23 protein-coding genes are annotated in these 16,873 nt (G+C 64.4%); 12 read left to right on the top strand and 11 right to left on the bottom strand.

Features of this window, described 5'->3' with window-relative positions; genetic code table 11:
* Positions 1 to 41: 41 nt before the first annotated feature.
* Positions 42 to 521, top strand: a complete 480-nt coding sequence (locus tag MAY35_RS04785; RefSeq protein ID WP_238419647.1) for a MarR family winged helix-turn-helix transcriptional regulator — start codon at positions 42 to 44, stop codon at positions 519 to 521.
* Between the two features lie 3 nt (positions 522 to 524).
* Here the strand turns inward: MAY35_RS04785 and MAY35_RS04780 are convergent, their stop codons facing one another.
* Positions 525 to 818: a hypothetical protein gene (locus MAY35_RS04780; RefSeq protein WP_238419646.1), complete on the bottom strand. Its 294-nt coding sequence runs from the start codon at positions 816 to 818 to the stop codon at positions 525 to 527.
* Between the two features lie 254 nt (positions 819 to 1,072).
* Between MAY35_RS04780 and MAY35_RS04775 the strand changes: the two genes are divergently transcribed.
* Positions 1,073 to 1,516, top strand: a complete 444-nt coding sequence (locus MAY35_RS04775) for a GNAT family N-acetyltransferase (protein WP_238419645.1) — start codon at positions 1,073 to 1,075, stop codon at positions 1,514 to 1,516.
* 66 nt (positions 1,517 to 1,582) lie between these two features.
* Here MAY35_RS04775 and MAY35_RS04770 read toward each other — a convergent pair whose 3' ends face one another.
* The gene (locus MAY35_RS04770) at positions 1,583 to 2,050 is read right to left on the bottom strand and encodes an ArsI/CadI family heavy metal resistance metalloenzyme (RefSeq protein WP_238419644.1); all 468 of its coding nucleotides are present in this window, start codon (positions 2,048 to 2,050) and stop codon (positions 1,583 to 1,585) included.
* 102 nt (positions 2,051 to 2,152) lie between these two features.
* On the opposite strand from MAY35_RS04770, the gene MAY35_RS04765 reads away from it, so the two are divergent.
* Complete coding sequence (locus MAY35_RS04765) at positions 2,153 to 2,518, top strand: Rv2640c family ArsR-like transcriptional regulator (RefSeq protein ID WP_238419643.1); 366 nt, start codon at positions 2,153 to 2,155, stop codon at positions 2,516 to 2,518.
* A gap of 13 nt (positions 2,519 to 2,531) precedes the next feature.
* Here the strand turns inward: MAY35_RS04765 and MAY35_RS04760 are convergent, their stop codons facing one another.
* The 3 genes from MAY35_RS04760 to MAY35_RS04750 form a co-directional block, all read right to left on the bottom strand.
* A complete protein-coding gene (locus MAY35_RS04760) occupies positions 2,532 to 3,041 on the bottom strand; it encodes a hypothetical protein (RefSeq protein WP_238419642.1) in 510 nt (169 codons plus the stop codon).
* Positions 3,042 to 3,143: 102 nt separating this feature from the next.
* A complete protein-coding gene (locus MAY35_RS04755; RefSeq protein ID WP_238419641.1) occupies positions 3,144 to 3,986 on the bottom strand; it encodes a PE-PPE domain-containing protein in 843 nt (280 codons plus the stop codon).
* A gap of 121 nt (positions 3,987 to 4,107) precedes the next feature.
* The gene (locus MAY35_RS04750; protein WP_238419639.1) at positions 4,108 to 4,464 is read right to left on the bottom strand and encodes a WhiB family transcriptional regulator; all 357 of its coding nucleotides are present in this window, start codon (positions 4,462 to 4,464) and stop codon (positions 4,108 to 4,110) included.
* A gap of 183 nt (positions 4,465 to 4,647) precedes the next feature.
* On the opposite strand from MAY35_RS04750, the gene MAY35_RS04745 reads away from it, so the two are divergent.
* Positions 4,648 to 5,289: a hypothetical protein gene (locus tag MAY35_RS04745; protein ID WP_238419638.1), complete on the top strand. Its 642-nt coding sequence runs from the start codon at positions 4,648 to 4,650 to the stop codon at positions 5,287 to 5,289.
* Between the two features lie 31 nt (positions 5,290 to 5,320).
* Here the strand turns inward: MAY35_RS04745 and MAY35_RS04740 are convergent, their stop codons facing one another.
* Positions 5,321 to 5,776: a TIGR03618 family F420-dependent PPOX class oxidoreductase gene (locus MAY35_RS04740; RefSeq protein WP_238419636.1), complete on the bottom strand. Its 456-nt coding sequence runs from the start codon at positions 5,774 to 5,776 to the stop codon at positions 5,321 to 5,323.
* Between the two features lie 106 nt (positions 5,777 to 5,882).
* Between MAY35_RS04740 and MAY35_RS04735 the strand changes: the two genes are divergently transcribed.
* Entirely contained in the window at positions 5,883 to 6,773 is an 891-nt protein-coding gene (locus MAY35_RS04735; protein WP_238419634.1) for a DUF5996 family protein, read from the top strand.
* A gap of 169 nt (positions 6,774 to 6,942) precedes the next feature.
* Here MAY35_RS04735 and MAY35_RS04730 read toward each other — a convergent pair whose 3' ends face one another.
* Positions 6,943 to 7,260, bottom strand: coding sequence for a TfoX/Sxy family protein (locus MAY35_RS04730; protein ID WP_238419633.1), 318 nt, complete (start codon positions 7,258 to 7,260; stop codon positions 6,943 to 6,945).
* 714 nt (positions 7,261 to 7,974) lie between these two features.
* Between MAY35_RS04730 and MAY35_RS04725 the strand changes: the two genes are divergently transcribed.
* Positions 7,975 to 8,808: a DUF4436 family protein gene (locus tag MAY35_RS04725; RefSeq protein ID WP_238419632.1), complete on the top strand. Its 834-nt coding sequence runs from the start codon at positions 7,975 to 7,977 to the stop codon at positions 8,806 to 8,808.
* A 249-nt stretch (positions 8,809 to 9,057) separates the two neighbouring features.
* Positions 9,058 to 9,438: an SRPBCC family protein gene (locus tag MAY35_RS04720; RefSeq protein ID WP_238419631.1), complete on the top strand. Its 381-nt coding sequence runs from the start codon at positions 9,058 to 9,060 to the stop codon at positions 9,436 to 9,438.
* Here the strand turns inward: MAY35_RS04720 and MAY35_RS04715 are convergent.
* Positions 9,428 to 9,907: a carboxymuconolactone decarboxylase family protein gene (locus MAY35_RS04715; RefSeq protein WP_238419630.1), complete on the bottom strand. Its 480-nt coding sequence runs from the start codon at positions 9,905 to 9,907 to the stop codon at positions 9,428 to 9,430. The two genes, MAY35_RS04720 and MAY35_RS04715, sit on opposite strands and share 11 nt — an antisense overlap.
* A 252-nt stretch (positions 9,908 to 10,159) precedes the next feature.
* On the opposite strand from MAY35_RS04715, the gene MAY35_RS04710 reads away from it, so the two are divergent.
* Positions 10,160 to 10,582: a PLDc N-terminal domain-containing protein gene (locus MAY35_RS04710; protein WP_308192437.1), complete on the top strand. Its 423-nt coding sequence runs from the start codon at positions 10,160 to 10,162 to the stop codon at positions 10,580 to 10,582.
* A 23-nt stretch (positions 10,583 to 10,605) separates the two neighbouring features.
* Here MAY35_RS04710 and MAY35_RS04705 read toward each other — a convergent pair whose 3' ends face one another.
* Positions 10,606 to 11,169, bottom strand: coding sequence for a ferritin-like domain-containing protein (locus tag MAY35_RS04705; RefSeq protein ID WP_238419629.1), 564 nt, complete (start codon positions 11,167 to 11,169; stop codon positions 10,606 to 10,608).
* Between the two features lie 187 nt (positions 11,170 to 11,356).
* Positions 11,357 to 13,153, bottom strand: coding sequence for a 2-isopropylmalate synthase (locus tag MAY35_RS04700; protein ID WP_308192436.1), 1,797 nt, complete (start codon positions 13,151 to 13,153; stop codon positions 11,357 to 11,359).
* Between the two features lie 172 nt (positions 13,154 to 13,325).
* Here MAY35_RS04700 and MAY35_RS04695 point away from each other — a divergent pair, with 172 nt between their 5' ends.
* The 4 genes from MAY35_RS04695 to MAY35_RS04680 all read left to right on the top strand — a co-directional run bounded on the left by MAY35_RS04695 (position 13,326) and on the right by MAY35_RS04680 (position 16,115).
* Complete coding sequence (locus MAY35_RS04695; protein ID WP_238419628.1) at positions 13,326 to 13,994, top strand: FadR/GntR family transcriptional regulator; 669 nt, start codon at positions 13,326 to 13,328, stop codon at positions 13,992 to 13,994.
* Positions 13,995 to 14,182: 188 nt separating this feature from the next.
* Positions 14,183 to 14,491, top strand: a complete 309-nt coding sequence (locus MAY35_RS04690; protein WP_238419806.1) for a hypothetical protein — start codon at positions 14,183 to 14,185, stop codon at positions 14,489 to 14,491.
* A 278-nt stretch (positions 14,492 to 14,769) separates the two neighbouring features.
* Positions 14,770 to 15,663 (top strand): SGNH/GDSL hydrolase family protein, encoded by an 894-nt coding sequence (locus MAY35_RS04685; protein WP_238419626.1) that lies wholly within the window; start codon positions 14,770 to 14,772, stop codon positions 15,661 to 15,663.
* Positions 15,664 to 15,932: 269 nt separating this feature from the next.
* Positions 15,933 to 16,115 carry a hypothetical protein gene (locus tag MAY35_RS04680; protein WP_238419625.1) on the top strand — a complete coding sequence of 61 codons (183 nt, stop codon included), beginning with the start codon at positions 15,933 to 15,935 and terminating at the stop codon, positions 16,113 to 16,115.
* 181 nt (positions 16,116 to 16,296) lie between these two features.
* Here the strand turns inward: MAY35_RS04680 and MAY35_RS04675 are convergent, their stop codons facing one another.
* Positions 16,297 to 16,869, bottom strand: a complete 573-nt coding sequence (locus MAY35_RS04675; protein ID WP_238419624.1) for a hypothetical protein — start codon at positions 16,867 to 16,869, stop codon at positions 16,297 to 16,299.
* Positions 16,870 to 16,873: the final 4 nt, after the last annotated feature.

Below are 16,873 nucleotides of genomic sequence, written 5' to 3'. Positions count from 1 at the left end.
TGCAAGTCGGCGTCGGGCAGTAGAAGGAATCGGCAGGTCAGATGAACGACGGGATGGATGGGTGGCCGACAGGTCGCCTCTTGTCGGCCGCGGCGCGGATGGTCGAGCACGCCTGGGAAGGTGTGCTGCGGGAGTACGACATCTCCAGCGCCGGTCTCGTCGTGCTGCACGTCCTGTCGACCGGCCCGGCGACTCAGCGGGAGATCGCCAAGCACGCACGAGTCACCGATCAGACGGCCAGCCGCACCATCGAGCGGCTGGAACGTATGGGTTATGTGCTTCGGCAGGTGGATTCGCGTGATGAGCGTCGCAAGTATGTGAGCGCGACGCAGGCGGGAACGGATGTGTATCACGCACTACTCGAACGCGAGCGGTCCGATCCCGACCTGATCGCGGCCATCGGGGAGTCGGAGCCGCAACTGCGACGGCTACTGCTCGAGCTGATACGCGCGCAGCAGCGACGCACCGAGAACTCTGTGCCGGACCGCGCGCGCGGTGGCGAAGAGGCCGGCCCCGCCTAGGTCTCAGTTGGCGTCGCGGGCGGCCTCGAGTCCGGCGATCAGTGCTTCGACCTTGCTTCGATTGTCCGCCGACGTCATCAGGCCGACGAACGGTGGACGGTCGAAGCTGAAGGTCACCTGCAGCAGCTGCTCGCGTTCGCTGCCGAAGAGCTTCTTCCGTCGGTCGATGTCCTGCACATCCGCGGAGACGAACGACGATGCCGGGAGCCGGGTCTTCGACGTGCCGCCCCGGAGCTTCTCGAACCACTCACCATCCAGAACCACCGTCTCATTGGACAGGCCGCGAATCTCGAGCATGCGCACAACCCCGTTCGTTGTCGACGCGTCCTCGGGTGCGGACGCGATCTCGTCTGGAACCATGATGGTGCGTCGACGACCGGGACCGCACGAGGAAAACCGAGATCGACCCGTATGTCATCCGATGAACCGAGTGGCCGACTCCATCGCCCGCGGTGCGGGACGAACCGGGTTGCCTGTCGCACCCACTCCAACTACTGTGCGCTCCATGCTTTCTCGCGGTACTGAGCGCGCAGCTCGAGCGGTGGCCGAGCATGGCTGACGTGATCGTCCGACGGGCCGAGGCCGGGGACACCGAGCGGCTCGTCGCCGTCTGGCGCGCTGCGGTCGAGGCGACGCATCACTTCCTCGGCCCGGACGACGTCGAGCACTACGCGAGCCGCATGGCGACAGAGTTCTTTCCCTCGGTCGACATGATGGTCGCCGAGAGCGACGGTGTCGTCGTGGGATTCAGCGGCACCGCCGACGGTCGCCTGGAGATGCTGTTCGTCGACCCGGTGGTGCACGGTGAGGGTATTGGTTCCGCGTTGCTGGCCCGTGCGGTCGATGACGCCCACGTGATCGACGTCGATGTGAACGAACAGAACCCGGGGGCGGTGGCGTTCTACCGGAGGCGCGGATTCAGCCAGATCGCAAGGTCGCCCGTCGATGCCGATGGGCGACCCTTCCCGGTGCTGCACCTGCGTCGCTCGTCGTGACGAGCGCCGGCTGAGCGCTGACCGACGGCCGCTACGGACGACGAGCTGATCCGTATGCGGGCGGCGTCAGCAGCACGCGTTCGCAATGTCACGTGCGTCGCCACAGCAGCCCTTGGCCTCGTCCGTCGGAGCGGCGTGTGCCGACGATTTCGGTCCGGTGCCGAACGTGTCCGAGTCTGCGAGGACGGTGTAGATCTCCCACTTCTCGTCTCCTGGTCCGGTGACCCAGACCTTGTCCTGGGTGGCGTAGCAGCACGTCGCCCCGATCTCCTCATCGGTGATGAGGCCTTCCTCTGAGAGGCGAGCAATCTCGGCATGCACCCGCTCAGAGGACTCGACCTCGACTCCGAGGTGGTTGATGGTGCCCCCGCGGCCGGGATTCTCCAGCAGCACCAGCTTCAGCGGCGGCTCGGTGACCGCGAAGTTCGCGTACCCGGGCTTGCGTTTCGCGGGCGCGATTCCGAACAACGCCGAGTAGAACATCACTGCGCTGTCGAGATCGTCGACGTTGAGGGCGAGCTGTAGACGAGACATGGCCGGACCACCTTCTGCCTGTGAGATATATGTCGAATTACTGGCACGACCAGAGTGCGCACCTTTTCGACATATGTCAATAGTGTGGGTACTCTGACAGTCATGCCCAAGACATTGCCGGTGGTCGACATCAGTGCACCCATCTGTTGCGAACCGGTGTCGGCCGCTCCGCTCGACGAGGAGGCTGCGCTACAGATCGCGCTGCGGCTCAAGGCAATTGCCGACCCCGTCCGGATCAGGCTGCTGTCCATCCTGTTCGCCGATGCCGGCGGGGACGGCATCTGTACCTGTGATCTCGCTGCCTCCGTCGGGCTGACCGACGCGACGACCAGTCATCATCTGGGTCAGCTCCGAAAAGCCGGGATGGTTGCACCCGACCGTCGTGGCATGAACGTGTACTACCGGGCGCGCCCTCTGGCGCTTCGAGCGTTGTGCGAGGTCCTGGATGTGGGCGCGGAGTGCTGCTGACCGTGGCGGCCGGCTAGGAATCGTGGCGGCGATCCTTTTTGGCCTGCCGCCGTGCGCCTTTGGCGATCGTCGAAGCTTCGTACTTCTTTCGGCCCGAGGACTCACGCGTCGTGTCGACGCGTGCACGTCCGGCAGACGTCACCTTGCCGTCTCCCGAGGCCCCGCCGCCGAGGTCGGGGGCTTCGGTCCGGGCACGAGCAAGCCTTTCGGCCTTCAGTTCCAGTGCGGCGTCGCGGGACACGCGCGCGAGTCGTCGACTCACTCGGCTGAGGGCGTCCTCGAACACCTCCGCCTTCGCGGCGTTGCGCACGTTGGCGGCTTTCGCACTGCCACGGCCGCCCTTGGATTTCACCTTCTCTGCGCCCGCGCGGCGGTACAGGGTGACGTACTTGTTGCGGGCCCGTCGGATTCGAGAATGCAGATCGATGAGACCGTCTTCGTCGAGGCCGGCCATCTGTGACTTCTTGGTCTCTCGGACCAGTACGTACTCGCTCTCGGACAGGGAGTTCAATGTCTTCTTCACGCCGGTTCCGTTCCGTCACGGTGTCACGGGGTCGAATTCGATGGTAATCGGGGTGATCCTACGGCGGGATCGTTTCGGAAATCGGCTCTTGCATGGTGGAGCTCAATTCCCGACGGGCGGTGCCGGGGGAGCACCCATCGGGCGGGCATATGCCCTTTCGACTTCGGGGCGGAGCCGCGCGTCTTCGGCCTCTTTGCGTGCCGCGGTCGTCCACATCTGGGACACCATGGGTAGGTAGTAGGTCGCGGGGGCGCCGAGAATGTAGGTGGCATTGCCCTCGACGAACGTTTTGTTGGCGGGATCGTTGAGACCGATCATGCTGTAGTCGTTGTGTACCGGACGACCCTCTCCGCGGCCGCCGAATGAATTCGACGCGGTGTGATTCCGCTCGGCTGCGTCGTTCAGACGGTCGCGATTCGGCGCGTCGGCCCAGTAGTCGTATTGACGTGCGACGACTTTGACGGTGTATCGAGTGTCATCGGGAAAGTTGTTGCCGCCGTAGTCTGCTCGGCAACCGCCCTGGTTGGCGCAGCCGTTGTACTTGCTCTCCAGGTCTCCGGTGAGCACAAAGGTCACCATCGCTGGGTCGATGTCGCTCGTGGGTCCGTAGGTGCGCAACCAATCGTCTTGGACCTGAGCGCCCTGACTGTGGCCCACCACGATCTTCCGCCCGGGAATGGCGTGCAGCATCTCGTTGAGTTTGTCGCGCCCTCGGTGTGTATTGGTCGCGCCGGGAAAGTTGTTGTAGGGCACCTTGACGACCTCGTTCGGGGCCGCGAACAGCTCGCCTCGCAGCCAGTTCGTCGGCAGTGATCGAAATGCCGGGTCCAGCGTGAGAACGGTCGCACCGCCGGGGCCGGGTATCGCATATGTGGTCGCCGACGTCCAACTCGCCAGGCCGACCGCAAGCAGAAAGGTCGAGAGAATGCACCAGATTCTTGTCATTTGCTGCCGCCTGCATTTGTCGTCTGTGCCAAATCGGTTGGTTCACCGAATTCGCCTACAAACCACACTGACAGAGACGGACGCAGAACGACGACCTTCCGCGAGAAAAGCTACCGCCGCGTCAGGACGCAGCCTCTTCGGGATAGCCGACGCTCTGCAACCGCCGCAGGGCATGTGCTCGCGCGGAGTGCTGCTTGCCCGCGGGTGGGATGTAGACGCCGGCCCAGATCCCGGTGACGAAGCTGGAGCCGTCGAGGGCGAGACGGGCACAGTGTGATCGGATCGGGCAGCGGATACACCGGTCGAGCGCATGTCGGCTCGCCGCGCTACGTACGTCGGCAGCCTGATCGGGGAACCAGGCCTCGGGGTTGGACGAACATGGGGGAGTAACGGTCTCGGGAGCGGTACCGGCGGTCAGGTCGGGCTGGCACTCGCCATTGCGGCAGTCCTGCGCGCAAACACCAGAACAGCGGATCACCGGAGCTCCCACTCGCCTCCCCCTTCAACTGAGAACGTATGTTGTCAGAAAAGAGGGGGTGGCGCAACGGTCGATCGGCTCGGACGTGTCGGTCCGGGTGGGTCGGTTGATCGAATGTCCTGGTTGCCAGGAGTGCACAGTCCCGGGCAACATTCGACTTCGTCCTATCGGCCGAGTGCGCTCGTGAGTGCTGCACGTGCCGACGTGTACCGCGAGAGATGGCAGGGGTGGGTGGAAGTGTCGGCACGGGTGAGGTTGGCGAGCCTGATCGGGATCGCGGGATGTGCGATCGCGGTGTTGTCCGGGTGTGGCAGTGATGACGGTGGCACAGTGGTGCCGCCGTCGAGTGCATCACTGAGCTCGGCGACCTCGGCGGTCGTCGGGCAGAACGGGGCCGACGAGGGCGGGGACGTCGACTTCCACGCGAAGATCGGTGACTGCGTGACCTTGTCGGGAACCATGCTGGACGCGAACATCGACCACGCCGTCTGCGGTAGCAACGAGGCCAACTACAAGGTCGTCGCGAAGGCGCCCACCCAGGACGGCTGCGCGTCGGACGTCGACCAGACTTATTACGTCACCGTGGCCGGTCGTGAGCAGGGCGCGCTCTGTCTGGACATCGACTGGGTGCCGGGCGAGTGCATGACAATTCCCACGGGCAACGACAGTCCGACGCACAGCCCGTGCACGCCCGGTAAGCCCGACACCGTGAAGGTTCTCGAGATCTTGACCGCCACAACTGACGAGAATCAATGCCCGGACAGCACGACGCAGTACTTCAGCTACGACGAACGCAAACTGGTGGTCTGCGTCGCCGAGGTGTGAGTCCCAGGTGGCTGACCGACTCGGCTGCGGTTCAGCGCGGCAGGCGGGTCATGCCGTATAGCCGTTCGACCCGAACCCGCAACAGACGTCGCTGCTCCTGAACCATCGCGGCGCGGTAGTCATCCCAGTCCGGGTGGTCCTCGCCGCGAAACCGGCGGTACCAGTCGACGAGCGTGTCGACGGTTGCGTCGGTGGGGTGCTCGGCGACGGGACTCAGTTCGCCCATGCCCTCTGCCACGGCATATGCGGAGAAGAAGCCGTCGCCCAGCACGTGCAGGCTGACCCGGGGGTCACGCTCGACGTTGCGGGACTTGGCTCGGGTCGCGGTCACCGAGATCAGCGCCGAGGACGTCTCCGGCTCCCAGAGGTGGATGACGTTCGAGGACTGCGGGCGGCCGTCGCGTCGAATCGTGATCAGGATGGACTCCTGATGGTCGGCCACGATGGACTCGAGAGCGGGGTCGAAAGAGTTGGCTGGCGTCGACATACCTCTGCGAACGCGAGGGTCCGGCGAAAGCTTCCAACGTCAGTCGGCTCATCGCCCGGCCTCGTCGGAGCCCGGCCTGAGTTGACGCGTCATGGATCATGAGGGCATGGAAACTTCTTACGAGGCGTGGCCTGCGCTATCGGTCGAGTCGTGGATCGACACCAGGGACACGCTGCAGCTGTGGACCCAGATCGTCGGGAAGACTCGTCTCGCGCTCGGTCCGGAGGTCAACCACTGGTGGGGGGTGGCGTTGTATGTCGACGCGAGAGGACTCACCACTTCGTTGATGGCCGTCGGGAACCGCGGTCTCGAGATCCGCTTCGATTTCCTCGAGCACGAGCTCCTGTTTCTCGTCACCGATGGCAGCAGTCGTCGGATGGCGCTCGAACCGCGCACCGTCGCCGACTTCTACGCCGAGTACACGCGCCACCTCAGTGACCTCGGGTTCGACATCGACATCGTCGCGACACCCGTCGAATTGCCGGACGCGACCCCCTTCGCCGACGACACCACGCACGCGTCGTACGACGCAGATGCCGTGACTCGGTTCTGGCGGTCGCTGGTCAGCGCACAGCGAGTCTTCTCGATGTTCCGCGGCGAGTTTCGAGGCAAGTCATCGCCAGTCCATTTCTTCTGGGGTGCATTCGATCTGGCCGTCACGCGCTTCTCGGGTCGTCCGGCTCCTCAGCATCCCGGTGGCGTTCCGAACTGTCCCGACTGGGTCATGCACGAGGCCTACAGTGACGAGGTCTCGAGCGCCGGTTACTGGCCGGGGGGAGCCGAGGAAGGCGCCTTCTACGCCTACGCGTACCCGCACCCCGAGGGGTATGACACCCATCCGGCGGTCGAGGCTCCCGCGCGGTGGGACAGCACATTGGGGGAGTATGTGCTGCCGTACCACCTCGTTCGACAGGCCCCGGATCCGGACGCGATGGTCTTGAAGTTCCTTCGGCAGACCCACCAGGCGGCGGCGGAGACAGCGCACTGGGAAGAGTGACGACGAGTCAGGTCTGATCCACTCGGCCGGTAATTGCCGTCTACATGGCGATAGCAGTCATCGGACTGGTCCGGGCTGCTCCTGCATTCGGAGGACTCTTCGCGGCGGCGCCACTGGCGTGTCTCGCACTCATCGTGGCAACCGTTGCGCAGCGACACAGCTGATCCGATCAGGCTTTCGGCGGTAGAGCGCGGACTTGTTGCACGGCGTGGGCGACGAGCTCGGGCAAGTCTTCGGTGTCGGCATCGACATCGAACGTGCGCCAGTTGCGCATGGGCCGACCGGGCATCGCTTCGCCGGCCCGCGGATCGCGCGTGGGCCAGTCGGCGTCAGGGTCTATCCGCGCGAGAAGGCCGCCGTCGCCTACTGCGACCGTCATGTGCCCGGCGATGAGGAATGCGAGCCCGCCGAACATGGACTTCTCCTCAGGTGCTTCGGCTTTCATCAGCGAGCGGACTCGCTCGACGAGTTGGACGTTCGGCGCCATCCGTTCACCCTAGATCAGAACGACTACTGGTTGCGTGGACGAGAAGCCCGGTCTCGTCGACGTTCGAGTCGATCCGACGTCGGGCGCTCGTACAAGCAATGGACTCGGGAAGGGTCTCTCCAGAGCTAGTCGGTTTCACTGAGGTAGCCGGTCCGTGGGTCGATGCCGGCCAAGAAGTCGCGGATCGCTTGGCGATGCCGGCCGATCGTTGGCACGGGGAGAGGCAGTGGGGCGGGCGGAAGTCCGTCGTCACTCCGCCAGGCACACCGAGGAGCGCTCGAGCTGAAGCCGTACCCGGGATTGAGCCCGGAGGTCCAGGAGTAATTGCACCCGCCGTCGTCCCGAACCGTCACTTGGAACAGATGATCGTCCACAACCAGGTCGATCGGTCCATCGGCATGTGTCGGACGCCGATCGTCCGGGTGGCTATCCGGCTGCATGAGATGCGTGGTCTTTCCTCGTTCGTGTGGATTCGAGTGTTAGCGGGAACTGTTGCGTCGGTGAAACATAAACTTTCCAAGTCAGTGGCGCACCCGATTTTGTGTCACAGCGAGGCGCGAGTATCGACCTTTCAGAGCTGCCGCTCGACAAAACACCATAACGAGGACGAAACGCGACGCCAGTCTCCACATCGGTCGTCCAATCTGGGCTTCGGCCGATACACTCACCGTCAGCCGGCGCCAGTTCACGGCCGCCGAACGGTGAGGATGGCGTATGGCGGAAACCGGTAAGCCGGCGTGGGTCAAGGGTGTAGCTGTTGTCGTCGGCGTCCTGGTCGTCTACATCGCTGTGCTGGTGGCCTATGCCGCAGGCGATTCCGGCGACGGTTCAGATCCACGGAAACCGGCGGCCAACGAAGTCTTGGTGTACCTCGACATCAATGCAGTCAACGGTGCCGCGTTCGAGATCGCCGGCAATGTGTCGATCTATCCCGGTCGTGATCTGGTCGATGCTCGAGGAGAGCTCAAGGAGGATCTGACCGTCGACGTCTCACCGATGGTTTCGGCCACCGAACTCACGTTCAACGCAGGTACTCGGCCAGGTGTCCTGCCGGTGTCGTTGTACAGCGACGGCGACATCAGGCACTGGCCGTTCGACACCTATGTATCGGAGTCGGTCACGGTGCAGGCGTACGGTCCGAACGAGGCCGAGGTGCCGACTGAGGTTGCGTTCACCAACTCGCTCATCGGCTGGGACGTCAACGCCGGGGATACCAGCGCTGTCGGTGGGAATGCCTTCACGATCACGTCGTCGCGGACGGCCGGATCCCTGACGTTCGATCTCGCGCTCTGCGTGATGCTGGTCGTCCTGCCGGTTTGCACGCTGTTCGTCTCGATACAAACTGTTCGACGCCGCAAGGCGTTTCAGCCTCCGATGGTCACCTGGTTCGCGGTGATGCTGTTTGCGGTGCTGCCCCTGCGCAACATCTTCCCTGGTACGCCTCCGTTCGGGTCGTGGGTCGATTACACGGTGATGCTGTGGGTTCTCGGCGGACTCGTCGCGTCGCTCACCCTGTATGTCATCGCGTGGTGGAAGCAGGCTCCCTGAGCCTGACCGAACGCTGCGAAGGCTCAATGGGGTAGCAGTCTGTGCAATCTCGGTTGCATTCATCAGTGCCGGACCGACGATGTTCTGCGACGATGGGGTGATGCTGCGTCACTCGCTCGACCACAGTGGTCCCACACATCCAGGGTGGGGAGAAACGCCGCTCTCGAGTTGGTCCGGGCGATGAATCGTCTTGCGGCGTCGCAACTGGTGAGGTCGACGCTGCGGGTTCGCACTTCGTTTCGACACGGCATGCCGACAGCCGAATTGCGCATGAGCCTGCCCGTCGAAGCGGTATGGGCGACCATCGTCGATGTGCGCGTGTGGCCGAGATGGGGGCCCACCGTCACGGGTGCACGTGTGGATGGAGGCTTCCGGGTGACGTCCGGGGCGCGCGGAACCGTCACGACTCTCGCGGGGGTGCCCCTGCCCTTCGAGATCACCGAGTTCGTCGAGGGACGGTCGTGGGCATGGAAGGTGGCAGGGGTGAATGCGACGCGACATGAGGTGATTCCGGTCGCCGGTGGTTGCGTCCTCAGCTTCGGAGCGCCGGTGTGGGCGGCAGCCTACCTGCCCGTCCTGGCCGTCGCATTGCCGCGTATCGAACGTATTGCGGCTGGGCTCACAGCGTGAGTCGGCACGCCTGACCGACGTCGAGGACGCGCAGGGCTCGTCCCTGCCCGAGCCACAGAGCGCATGACAACGTGAGGTCTGTGATCTCCTCGTCGCTGAACAACGCGTGCGCGCGTGCCCAGAACTCGTCATCCTCGCGAAGGCTTACATGGTCTTTCGCGAATCGGTAGGCGAATTCGGCAGCGAGCCGCTCCGCCGCCGAGTACCCATCCCAGGTGCGCCACTCACCGGCGTGTTCGTAGAACTCCTCGTCGAGGCCGGCCGCCTCGCCGTCGGCCAATCGAGTGTTACGGCAGACCTCACACTCGTTGTCGAAAGCGACTGTCATGCGCGCGATCTCGCGGACTCGTGGGTTGAGCTGACCGCGGTAAACGGCGTCGGCGTATCCGCCGAGGGCTGCACCGATCACCGGCGAGAGTTCCATCCACCCGATCAGATCGTCCGGTTCGAAGTCACCTATGCGCGACATGGAAGCAACCTTACACCGAACTAGAACCTGTTCTCGTTGTTCGCAGCGGTCACGGTAACTCGTGACCGAGGGAATAACTGCTCGATCAAACGCGTGCGACGCCTTCGTCGACCGCTGAATGCGTGCGACTCGGCTGGAATCGCTTCTGGCCTGCGCGAGTGTTCCTTCGAACGGTGTCTATCCGTTCGGTTTCGGACGTGAAACCATGCGCGGAGGTCGACGCTGGTTCGAAGCGAAGGTGGTGCGCAAGCGGTGTTGTCGGATCTGATGCTGATCGGTAGCCCGGCGTTGCCCTATTCCTCGGTGATCGTGGGTCTGATCCTGCTGGCGTGGGTGATCGGGTTGATCGATGTATTGTGCCGCGACGACACCGGTGTGCGGTTGCTGCCCCGGTGGGGATGGCTGCTGGTGGTGATCGTGGTGCCGATCGTCGGGACGGTGGTGTGGCTGCTCTTCGGCCGTCCCCGTGCTCGGCGGCGAGGCCGCGCGCGACGCGGTCCGGGAGAGCGCCGGGCGTCGCGGGCGGTGGTGTCAGAATTTCCCGAATACGACCGGCCGGGCAGGTTCGTGCCGCAGGACCCCGTCGCCGATGCCGAGTTCTTGCGTCAGTGCCGCCGGCGAGCGGAGGAGCAGCGCCGGGAAGCGGAGATGCAACGCCGGCACCGCGATACCTGACCACCGCTACATGGGGCGGGGTCCTAGGAGAACACCTCTGCCGCGGTGTCGTCGAAAATTCGCATGGTGGTGATGACGAACTCGCGCCGCGACACTCCGCACACGCACACGGCCCGACCGTGGTCGAGCGCGACGACAACGATCACGGCCGCCGCCATGGCACGCCAGATCTGCCTGATCGCGAACCGCGCCGGCGCTGACGTGTCACGGAAGCCGAGGCGAAGGCGCCTGGTCTGAAACGGAACGTGATGCACCTCGTCAGCGAGAATGCGTTCGGACACGTCGACCAGAAGCCGATCGCCTCCGCCGTCGGCCAGCGCACGGTAGTAGCGCAACGCGACAACCTCGGCGATGGTCAGAATCATCAGTTCGAGCCGCAGCCCCAGCAGTCGCCGAAGGCGTACGAAGACGCTGTCAGACCAGTGCCAACGTTTCGTCTGCGCCCCACCGGCGTCCAGCAACAGCGCCAGCATTCGCGCGTGGTTCTGTTCCTCCGCGACGAAGAGTCGCACGGCGGCCTCGTAATCGCGGTCGCCCGCGGCGGCCGCGTTGGCGATCAGATGCGCCCCGTCACCACTCTCGCCCACCTGGAATTTCTGCAGACTCCGGACGATCGCCGGGTCGAGCTCACTGCCGGCCGACCACTGTGGATCGCCATTCTCGGACCGTTGCGCAGCCCGCAGAAGAAATCCCTCTGACCAAACCCCTGGTTCTACCTGTGAACCCATCGGTGCTTCCTCCATTGCTGCGGGCGTACGGACCCAGTCTCCTCACTCACGGCTTCGTGTCAGCGGTTTCGAGCAGTGATGGGCTGATCGGCGTGGCGGCGCGTAGGACGGCGTCGAAGGTGGCGGTGAGTACGGAGCGGTCGATACCCCCGACCCAGCGCGAACCGCGGTCTGTGCGGAACTCGACCATGGTGAGCGCTCTGCTGTCATTGCCGGCCCGCACACTGCTCTGATGCAGAGTCAGCACATCCACGCGCAGACCGTGCGCTGCGAGTGCGGCGGTCAGCGCTTCGACCGGGCCGACACCGCGATGGTGACTGGAGAATTGTTTTCCGTGCAGTTCGAGGGTGACGTCGGTGGCGGCCTGTCCGGCTTCGTCCCGCGAGTCGAAGCGCACCAGTGACACCGAAGCGTCGGCCGGGGGAGCGAGGTAGGTCGTCTGGAAGATCTCCCACAGTTGTTCGACCGACATTTCGGTGCCGGTCGCGTCGGTGTGCCGTTGCACGTGGTGGGCAAGGTCGATCTGCAGTCGACGGGGAAGCTCGATGCCGTACCCGGTTTCCAGGAGGTAGGCGATGCCACCTTTTCCTGATTGTGAGTTGACTCTGATGACAGCGTCGTAGGAGCGGCCGATGTCCGCGGGGTCGATGGGCAGGTATGGAACTCGCCATTCGATGTCGCGGGCAGGCAGGCCCTGCTCGGCGCCGCGGGAGTGGTGTTCGGCCAGTCCCTTCTTGATGGCGTCCTGATGGGTACCGCTGAAGGCGGTGTGCACCAGGTCTCCTACGTAGGGGTGGCGGGGGTGCAGCTCGAGCTGGGTGCAGTACTCGACGGTGCGGCGGATCTCGTCGATGTCCGAGAAGTCGATCATCGGGTCGATGCCCTGTGCGTGCATGTTCAGTGCGAGAGTGGCGATGTCGACGTTGCCCGTGCGTTCACCGTTGCCGAAGACGCAGCCCTCGACGCGTTGCGCACCGGCCAGCATCGCCAGCTCGGCGCAGGCGATGCCGGTGCCGCGATCGTTGTGCGGGTGCACCGACAGGATCACGCTGTCGCGGCGGGCGAGATGGGTGTGCATGTACTCGATCTGGTCGGCGTACACATTCGGTGTTGCCACCTCCACCGTTGCCGGCAGGTTCAGGATGACCGGCCGCTCCGGTGTCGCATCCCACAACGTTGTCATGGCATCGCAGATCTCGAGAACGTAGTCGGGCTCGGTCAGATTGAAAACCTCGGGGGAGAACTCGAACCGCACATTCTCCATACCGCCGGCGAGCTCGAGAACATCGCGCCCGCCGGCGAGAATCAGTGACTGTAGTTCGGCGGCGGGATAGCCGAGAACGACGTCCCGCCATGTTGGTGCGGTGGCTGTGTACATGTGGATCACGACGGGGTTGGTGATGCCGCGAATGGAGTGCACCGTACGTTCGATCAGATCTCGGCGTGCTGGGGTGAACACCACGATGGTCACGTCATCTGGAGCCAGATCGCTGTCGGCGAGCAACCGAACGAAGTCGAAGTCGGTCTGAGACGCAGAGGGGTATCCGACTTCGATCTCCTTGTAGCCCATCGTGATCATCAGTTCGAAGAACCGTCGCTTGCGCGCGGGGTCCATCGGCTCGGGAAGTGCTTGATTGCCGTCGCGAAGATCGACCGGCACCCACAACGGTGCTTGGATCAAACGGCGTGTCGGCCAGGTGCGTTCGACGAGACCGATATCGACTCGCTCGTAGACGTCACGGTAGCGATGCGAGGGCATCTGAGAATGGCGTTGCCGGTTCCAGGCCGGCGCCTCGGACGCAGGCGGCCCGACTGGTGTCGAGATGGTGGGGAATGCAGACATGGCACGTTCCTTCTGTCACTACGGAAACGGGCCGGCGCATGGTTGATGCTCCACGGAGGGGAGCCGACCCGACTAGGCCCCGCCGTGGCAGCTAAGGAGAAGAGCCACCCACGTCTGCACGCGAGCACCGTAACACAACTCCTCAGACAAGTAGAGGAGTAGGGTCATCGCTGTGGAACAGGTTCGACGTGCCTCGCTGGCCGATCAGGCATCCGAGCTGCTGCTCGCCAGAATTCGTGCGGGGGAGTGGCCGCTCGGCGCCAAACTTCCGGGCGAGACGACTCTGGCGCCGCAACTCGGGGTGGGGCGCTCGACTGTTCGCGAGGCGATTCGGCAGCTGGCCGGCCGCGGGATCCTCCACACCCGCCAGGGCGCAGGGGTTTTCGTCCTCTCCCTGACCGCAAAGGATGACTGGGACTCGGTTCTGCGGCGGGCAGACATCAACTCGGTCCTCGAAGCCCGCCTCGCCATCGAGGGAGAGGGGGCCGAGCTCGCGGCCACACGTCGTACACCTGCCGACATCCGCGCGATGCGCGGCGCGCTTCGTGACCGTGGCGAACGACGATCCGACATCGAGGACCACGTCGACGCCGACATGGCCTTTCACCGCAGCATCGTCGCCGCCTCACACAACGACATCCTCGTCGGACTCTTCGACAACATGGTGCCTCGCCTTCGGCAAGCGATGATCGACATGCTCCGCATTCACCATCAGTTCGGCAGCGACGGCGATCAACAGGCCCATGCTGACGTACTCGACGCCATCATCGCCCGCGACACCCACGCCGCCAGGGACCTGAGCCGAGCCCACCTGCAGGCATTGAAAGACGGGCTCGCATGAGCTCTGGGTTGTTGCCGAAAAGGCATGCTTCTGTCCGTCCGAAGGATGGCGGTGAAACGCGGCGGCTTGGCTCAGCCGCACCGGCAGTCCGCTGAATAATGCGATTGCTGACTCCCGCAATGCGTTGAGAGTCTGGTCGAGTGGAGGCCATTGCGTCGAGGGAGAAGAATCAGCCGGCGCCGCCGCATGTGGTTTTCGACGACCTCGTCAGCCCGAATCGGCAACCGTCACGCCCGTGGCTTCACCTCCTCGACGACGAGGTCGCGCCCGCTGTCCTCGATTCTGATCGACCCACTCGTGTGGTGTGGTCGTCGTTGTGGACGAAGCGCCCGGACGCTCAGGTGGTCTTCGACCTGAGCGGAGGGCGCAGTGGTACCAACCTGCGGTGGACGCTGCTCACCGAGCAGCCGTCACCGGATGACCGCCAAATGCGTCATCTGTGTCAACGCATCGGGACCCTGATCAACGCCAACCTGCGATACACCTACGGTCAGTAGGTTCGCCCGCCCGCCGACCGTGACGTCTGTGCCATGGTGGGGTCTGGTCGTAGAACGGTCGAAGCCGGGAGCGGTAGCCGTATACAACGTCGATGTCTTCACAGCGTGCGAGCGCGCGGCCGGCGGTCAGCACCACTACGCGGGGGAGGCTGCACGACTGTGTCAGATCGGCCTCCCGGCTGGCAGCGCCCAGCGCAGACCGGTCGGGCCGGTAGTGTAGTATCACTAATATCATCTGTAACTTAAGCCACTTGAGCACCACGATCCGGAGCTACTGAATGCGCATGCCGTACGGCCGCAGCCCCCGCCGACGCCGCGGCATTCGAACTGTACTGACCGCGGTGGCCGCCGCCGGAGCTCTCGTCGGCGGACTCGCGCAGGCTGGTCAGGCCCAGGCAGCAGACGGATACCCGTATGTGAATCTCGGTGACAGCTACAGCGCGGGCGCAGCAGTGTTCCCCCAGGCCACGAGTGCGGCGACCTTCTGCTCGAACTCGCTTGTCAACTACTCCAACCTCGTCGCGGAGCGACGCGGGACCCCGGTGGTCGACGTCAGTTGCGCAGGCGCGACGACCGATCACCTGGACCGGTCTCAATACCGGTGGCAGGGGCCGCAGATCAGCGCGGTGGGGCCGGCCACCCGTTTGGTCACCCTGACGATCGGCGCGAACAACAACGGGTTGTTCGCCGACTCGACCTCGGCCTGCCAGCAGGCCTGGTTTTCGGCTCCGTTGTCGGCAACCCCGTGCCGCGACAAGTTCGGCAACTCGCTGGTCGACAAGATCAACACCTCGACCTACCCCGACCTCGTGGACGCGTTGCGTCGCATCGATGACGCTGCGCCGCACGCCCGCGTCGTCCTCGTGGGGTATCCGCAGATCTTCCCGGCCGCGGGGACTGCGCTCTGCTCGGCGTCTCTGCTCACGGCGCCCGGAGACATCGCCTACCTGCATCGCGTCTTCGCCGCTCTCGACGCCGCCATGCGCCGCGCCGCAGAAGCCACCGACACCACCTATGTCGACATGACCAAGGTCTCCGCCGGCCACGACGCCTGCGCGGGTGACCGGCGCTGGGTTGAGCCGACATTGGGTGCGGTCGCCTTCCCGGCGATGCACGCCAACGCACGTGGTCAGCAGGCAATGGCAGCTGAGGTCGTGGCTGCGCTGCGCTGACAGTTCGGCATGACGCGCGGAATCGGGACGCGCCGAGCCCAATCGTTGCGCCGTGTCGTTTGCAGTTCTCGTTGTTGGCAACTCTCGCAGACGGGTCGACGGGGTCATCGCCGCAACGGCGTCGTCGAACTTAACCCGCGCAGAGTTGACCAATAGGTCTTCTGCCGTCGGTGATAAGTGCCGGCCCAGCGCTCATTGGGCGGGGCGCCCCAGTCACGCCGAGAGGGAACCGATCATTGCTTGCTCGCCGCCGCCCCTACGATTACGCCATGTCTAAACCGCAGGTCGTGTCGTGGTTCATGATCGGGATCGCTGTAGCGATTGTTGCAGTAGGGGGCTTCAGCAGCCGCGAAATGAGCGACCGATTTCTAGTTGTCGCGCTGGTGGCGGCGGTCGTTTCTGCGTTGCAGGTTCGAGCCAGCCGCGACGACAAAGTGAAGCCTGGAATGTGACCGGTTTCGTGTAGCGGGCAGCAGTTGATCTGTGCGCTTTTCGAACGCCCACGCCCGGGGGCACGCCCCCAAACGGCATGAGCAGACAGGGGAGTAGGCCCCGGGCGGGACGTGAGCGGACTAGGACGGCCTCTCGCGACGCGTCACCCAACGCTTGACCGAGGTACGGAACCCGTTTTGACTAGGGATGTCGCAAACGGCGGGTGCCTATGGCGATCGTGGCGGTTGCAACCCCGACCAAGAGGCCGACCACGGGAAACGATAGGTACGTCGGACTGAGGTCCCATAGCGGCGGCGCGCCGTGCACCAGAAGGTGGCCGTCGAGGTTGTTGTAGTCAATCGAGGGCGGTCCATCGGTGTTGAAAATCCCGATCTTGGGCTGCTGCAGATGAGCAAACACTGCACCGGCCACACCTGTGAGCGCACCGACGACGCCGCACCCCAGCACCGCTCCACCCGCACGCATGCGGGCACTGCGACCTCGGACACAACGCGCGACCAGAATCCCGACGATGAGCCCGGTGGCAAAACCAATAGCGGGTAAGAGCGCGAAAGCCGGCCACCATGTCGGCCCGGTCACCCACTTCAGTGAGTTGATTACGACCATGTACCCAATTTTGCCTTCTGGCACCTGCGGCGGGGCGGTGTCGATAAGCAGACGCGGAACGGTGTAGCGCCATCCAACGGCCGCTAGAAAGCCCAGCGCGAGGCCAAGCGTCGCGAACGGAAGGGACAACCGCAGCGCGGTCAGCACTGAC

The organism is Gordonia sp. 'Campus', from assembly GCF_022206305.1.
Taxonomy (GTDB): Bacteria; Actinomycetota; Actinomycetes; order Mycobacteriales; family Mycobacteriaceae; genus Gordonia.
The sequence above is the reverse complement of the archived record's forward strand: the minus strand, read 5'-3'. Positions and strand labels throughout refer to the sequence as shown.

Excerpts from the sequence above, each read along its gene's own strand:
- MAY35_RS04785 (WP_238419647.1), top strand. The coding sequence starts at position 42 with ATGAACGACGGGATGGATGGGTGGCCGACAGGTCGCCTCTTGTCGGCC.
- MAY35_RS04780 (WP_238419646.1), bottom strand. The coding sequence starts at position 818 with ATGCTCGAGATTCGCGGCCTGTCCAATGAGACGGTGGTTCTGGATGGT.
- MAY35_RS04775 (WP_238419645.1), top strand. The coding sequence starts at position 1,073 with ATGGCTGACGTGATCGTCCGACGGGCCGAGGCCGGGGACACCGAGCGG.
- MAY35_RS04770 (WP_238419644.1), bottom strand. The coding sequence starts at position 2,050 with ATGTCTCGTCTACAGCTCGCCCTCAACGTCGACGATCTCGACAGCGCA.
- MAY35_RS04765 (WP_238419643.1), top strand. The coding sequence starts at position 2,153 with ATGCCCAAGACATTGCCGGTGGTCGACATCAGTGCACCCATCTGTTGC.
- MAY35_RS04755 (WP_238419641.1), bottom strand. The coding sequence starts at position 3,986 with ATGACAAGAATCTGGTGCATTCTCTCGACCTTTCTGCTTGCGGTCGGC.
- MAY35_RS04740 (WP_238419636.1), bottom strand. The coding sequence starts at position 5,776 with ATGTCGACGCCAGCCAACTCTTTCGACCCCGCTCTCGAGTCCATCGTG.
- MAY35_RS04735 (WP_238419634.1), top strand. The coding sequence starts at position 5,883 with ATGGAAACTTCTTACGAGGCGTGGCCTGCGCTATCGGTCGAGTCGTGG.
- MAY35_RS04730 (WP_238419633.1), bottom strand. The coding sequence starts at position 7,260 with ATGGCGCCGAACGTCCAACTCGTCGAGCGAGTCCGCTCGCTGATGAAA.
- MAY35_RS04725 (WP_238419632.1), top strand. The coding sequence starts at position 7,975 with ATGGCGGAAACCGGTAAGCCGGCGTGGGTCAAGGGTGTAGCTGTTGTC.
- MAY35_RS04720 (WP_238419631.1), top strand. The coding sequence starts at position 9,058 with ATGCCGACAGCCGAATTGCGCATGAGCCTGCCCGTCGAAGCGGTATGG.
- MAY35_RS04715 (WP_238419630.1), bottom strand. The coding sequence starts at position 9,907 with ATGTCGCGCATAGGTGACTTCGAACCGGACGATCTGATCGGGTGGATG.
- MAY35_RS04700 (WP_308192436.1), bottom strand. The coding sequence starts at position 13,153 with ATGTCTGCATTCCCCACCATCTCGACACCAGTCGGGCCGCCTGCGTCC.
- MAY35_RS04685 (WP_238419626.1), top strand. The coding sequence starts at position 14,770 with ATGCGCATGCCGTACGGCCGCAGCCCCCGCCGACGCCGCGGCATTCGA.
- MAY35_RS04680 (WP_238419625.1), top strand. The coding sequence starts at position 15,933 with ATGTCTAAACCGCAGGTCGTGTCGTGGTTCATGATCGGGATCGCTGTA.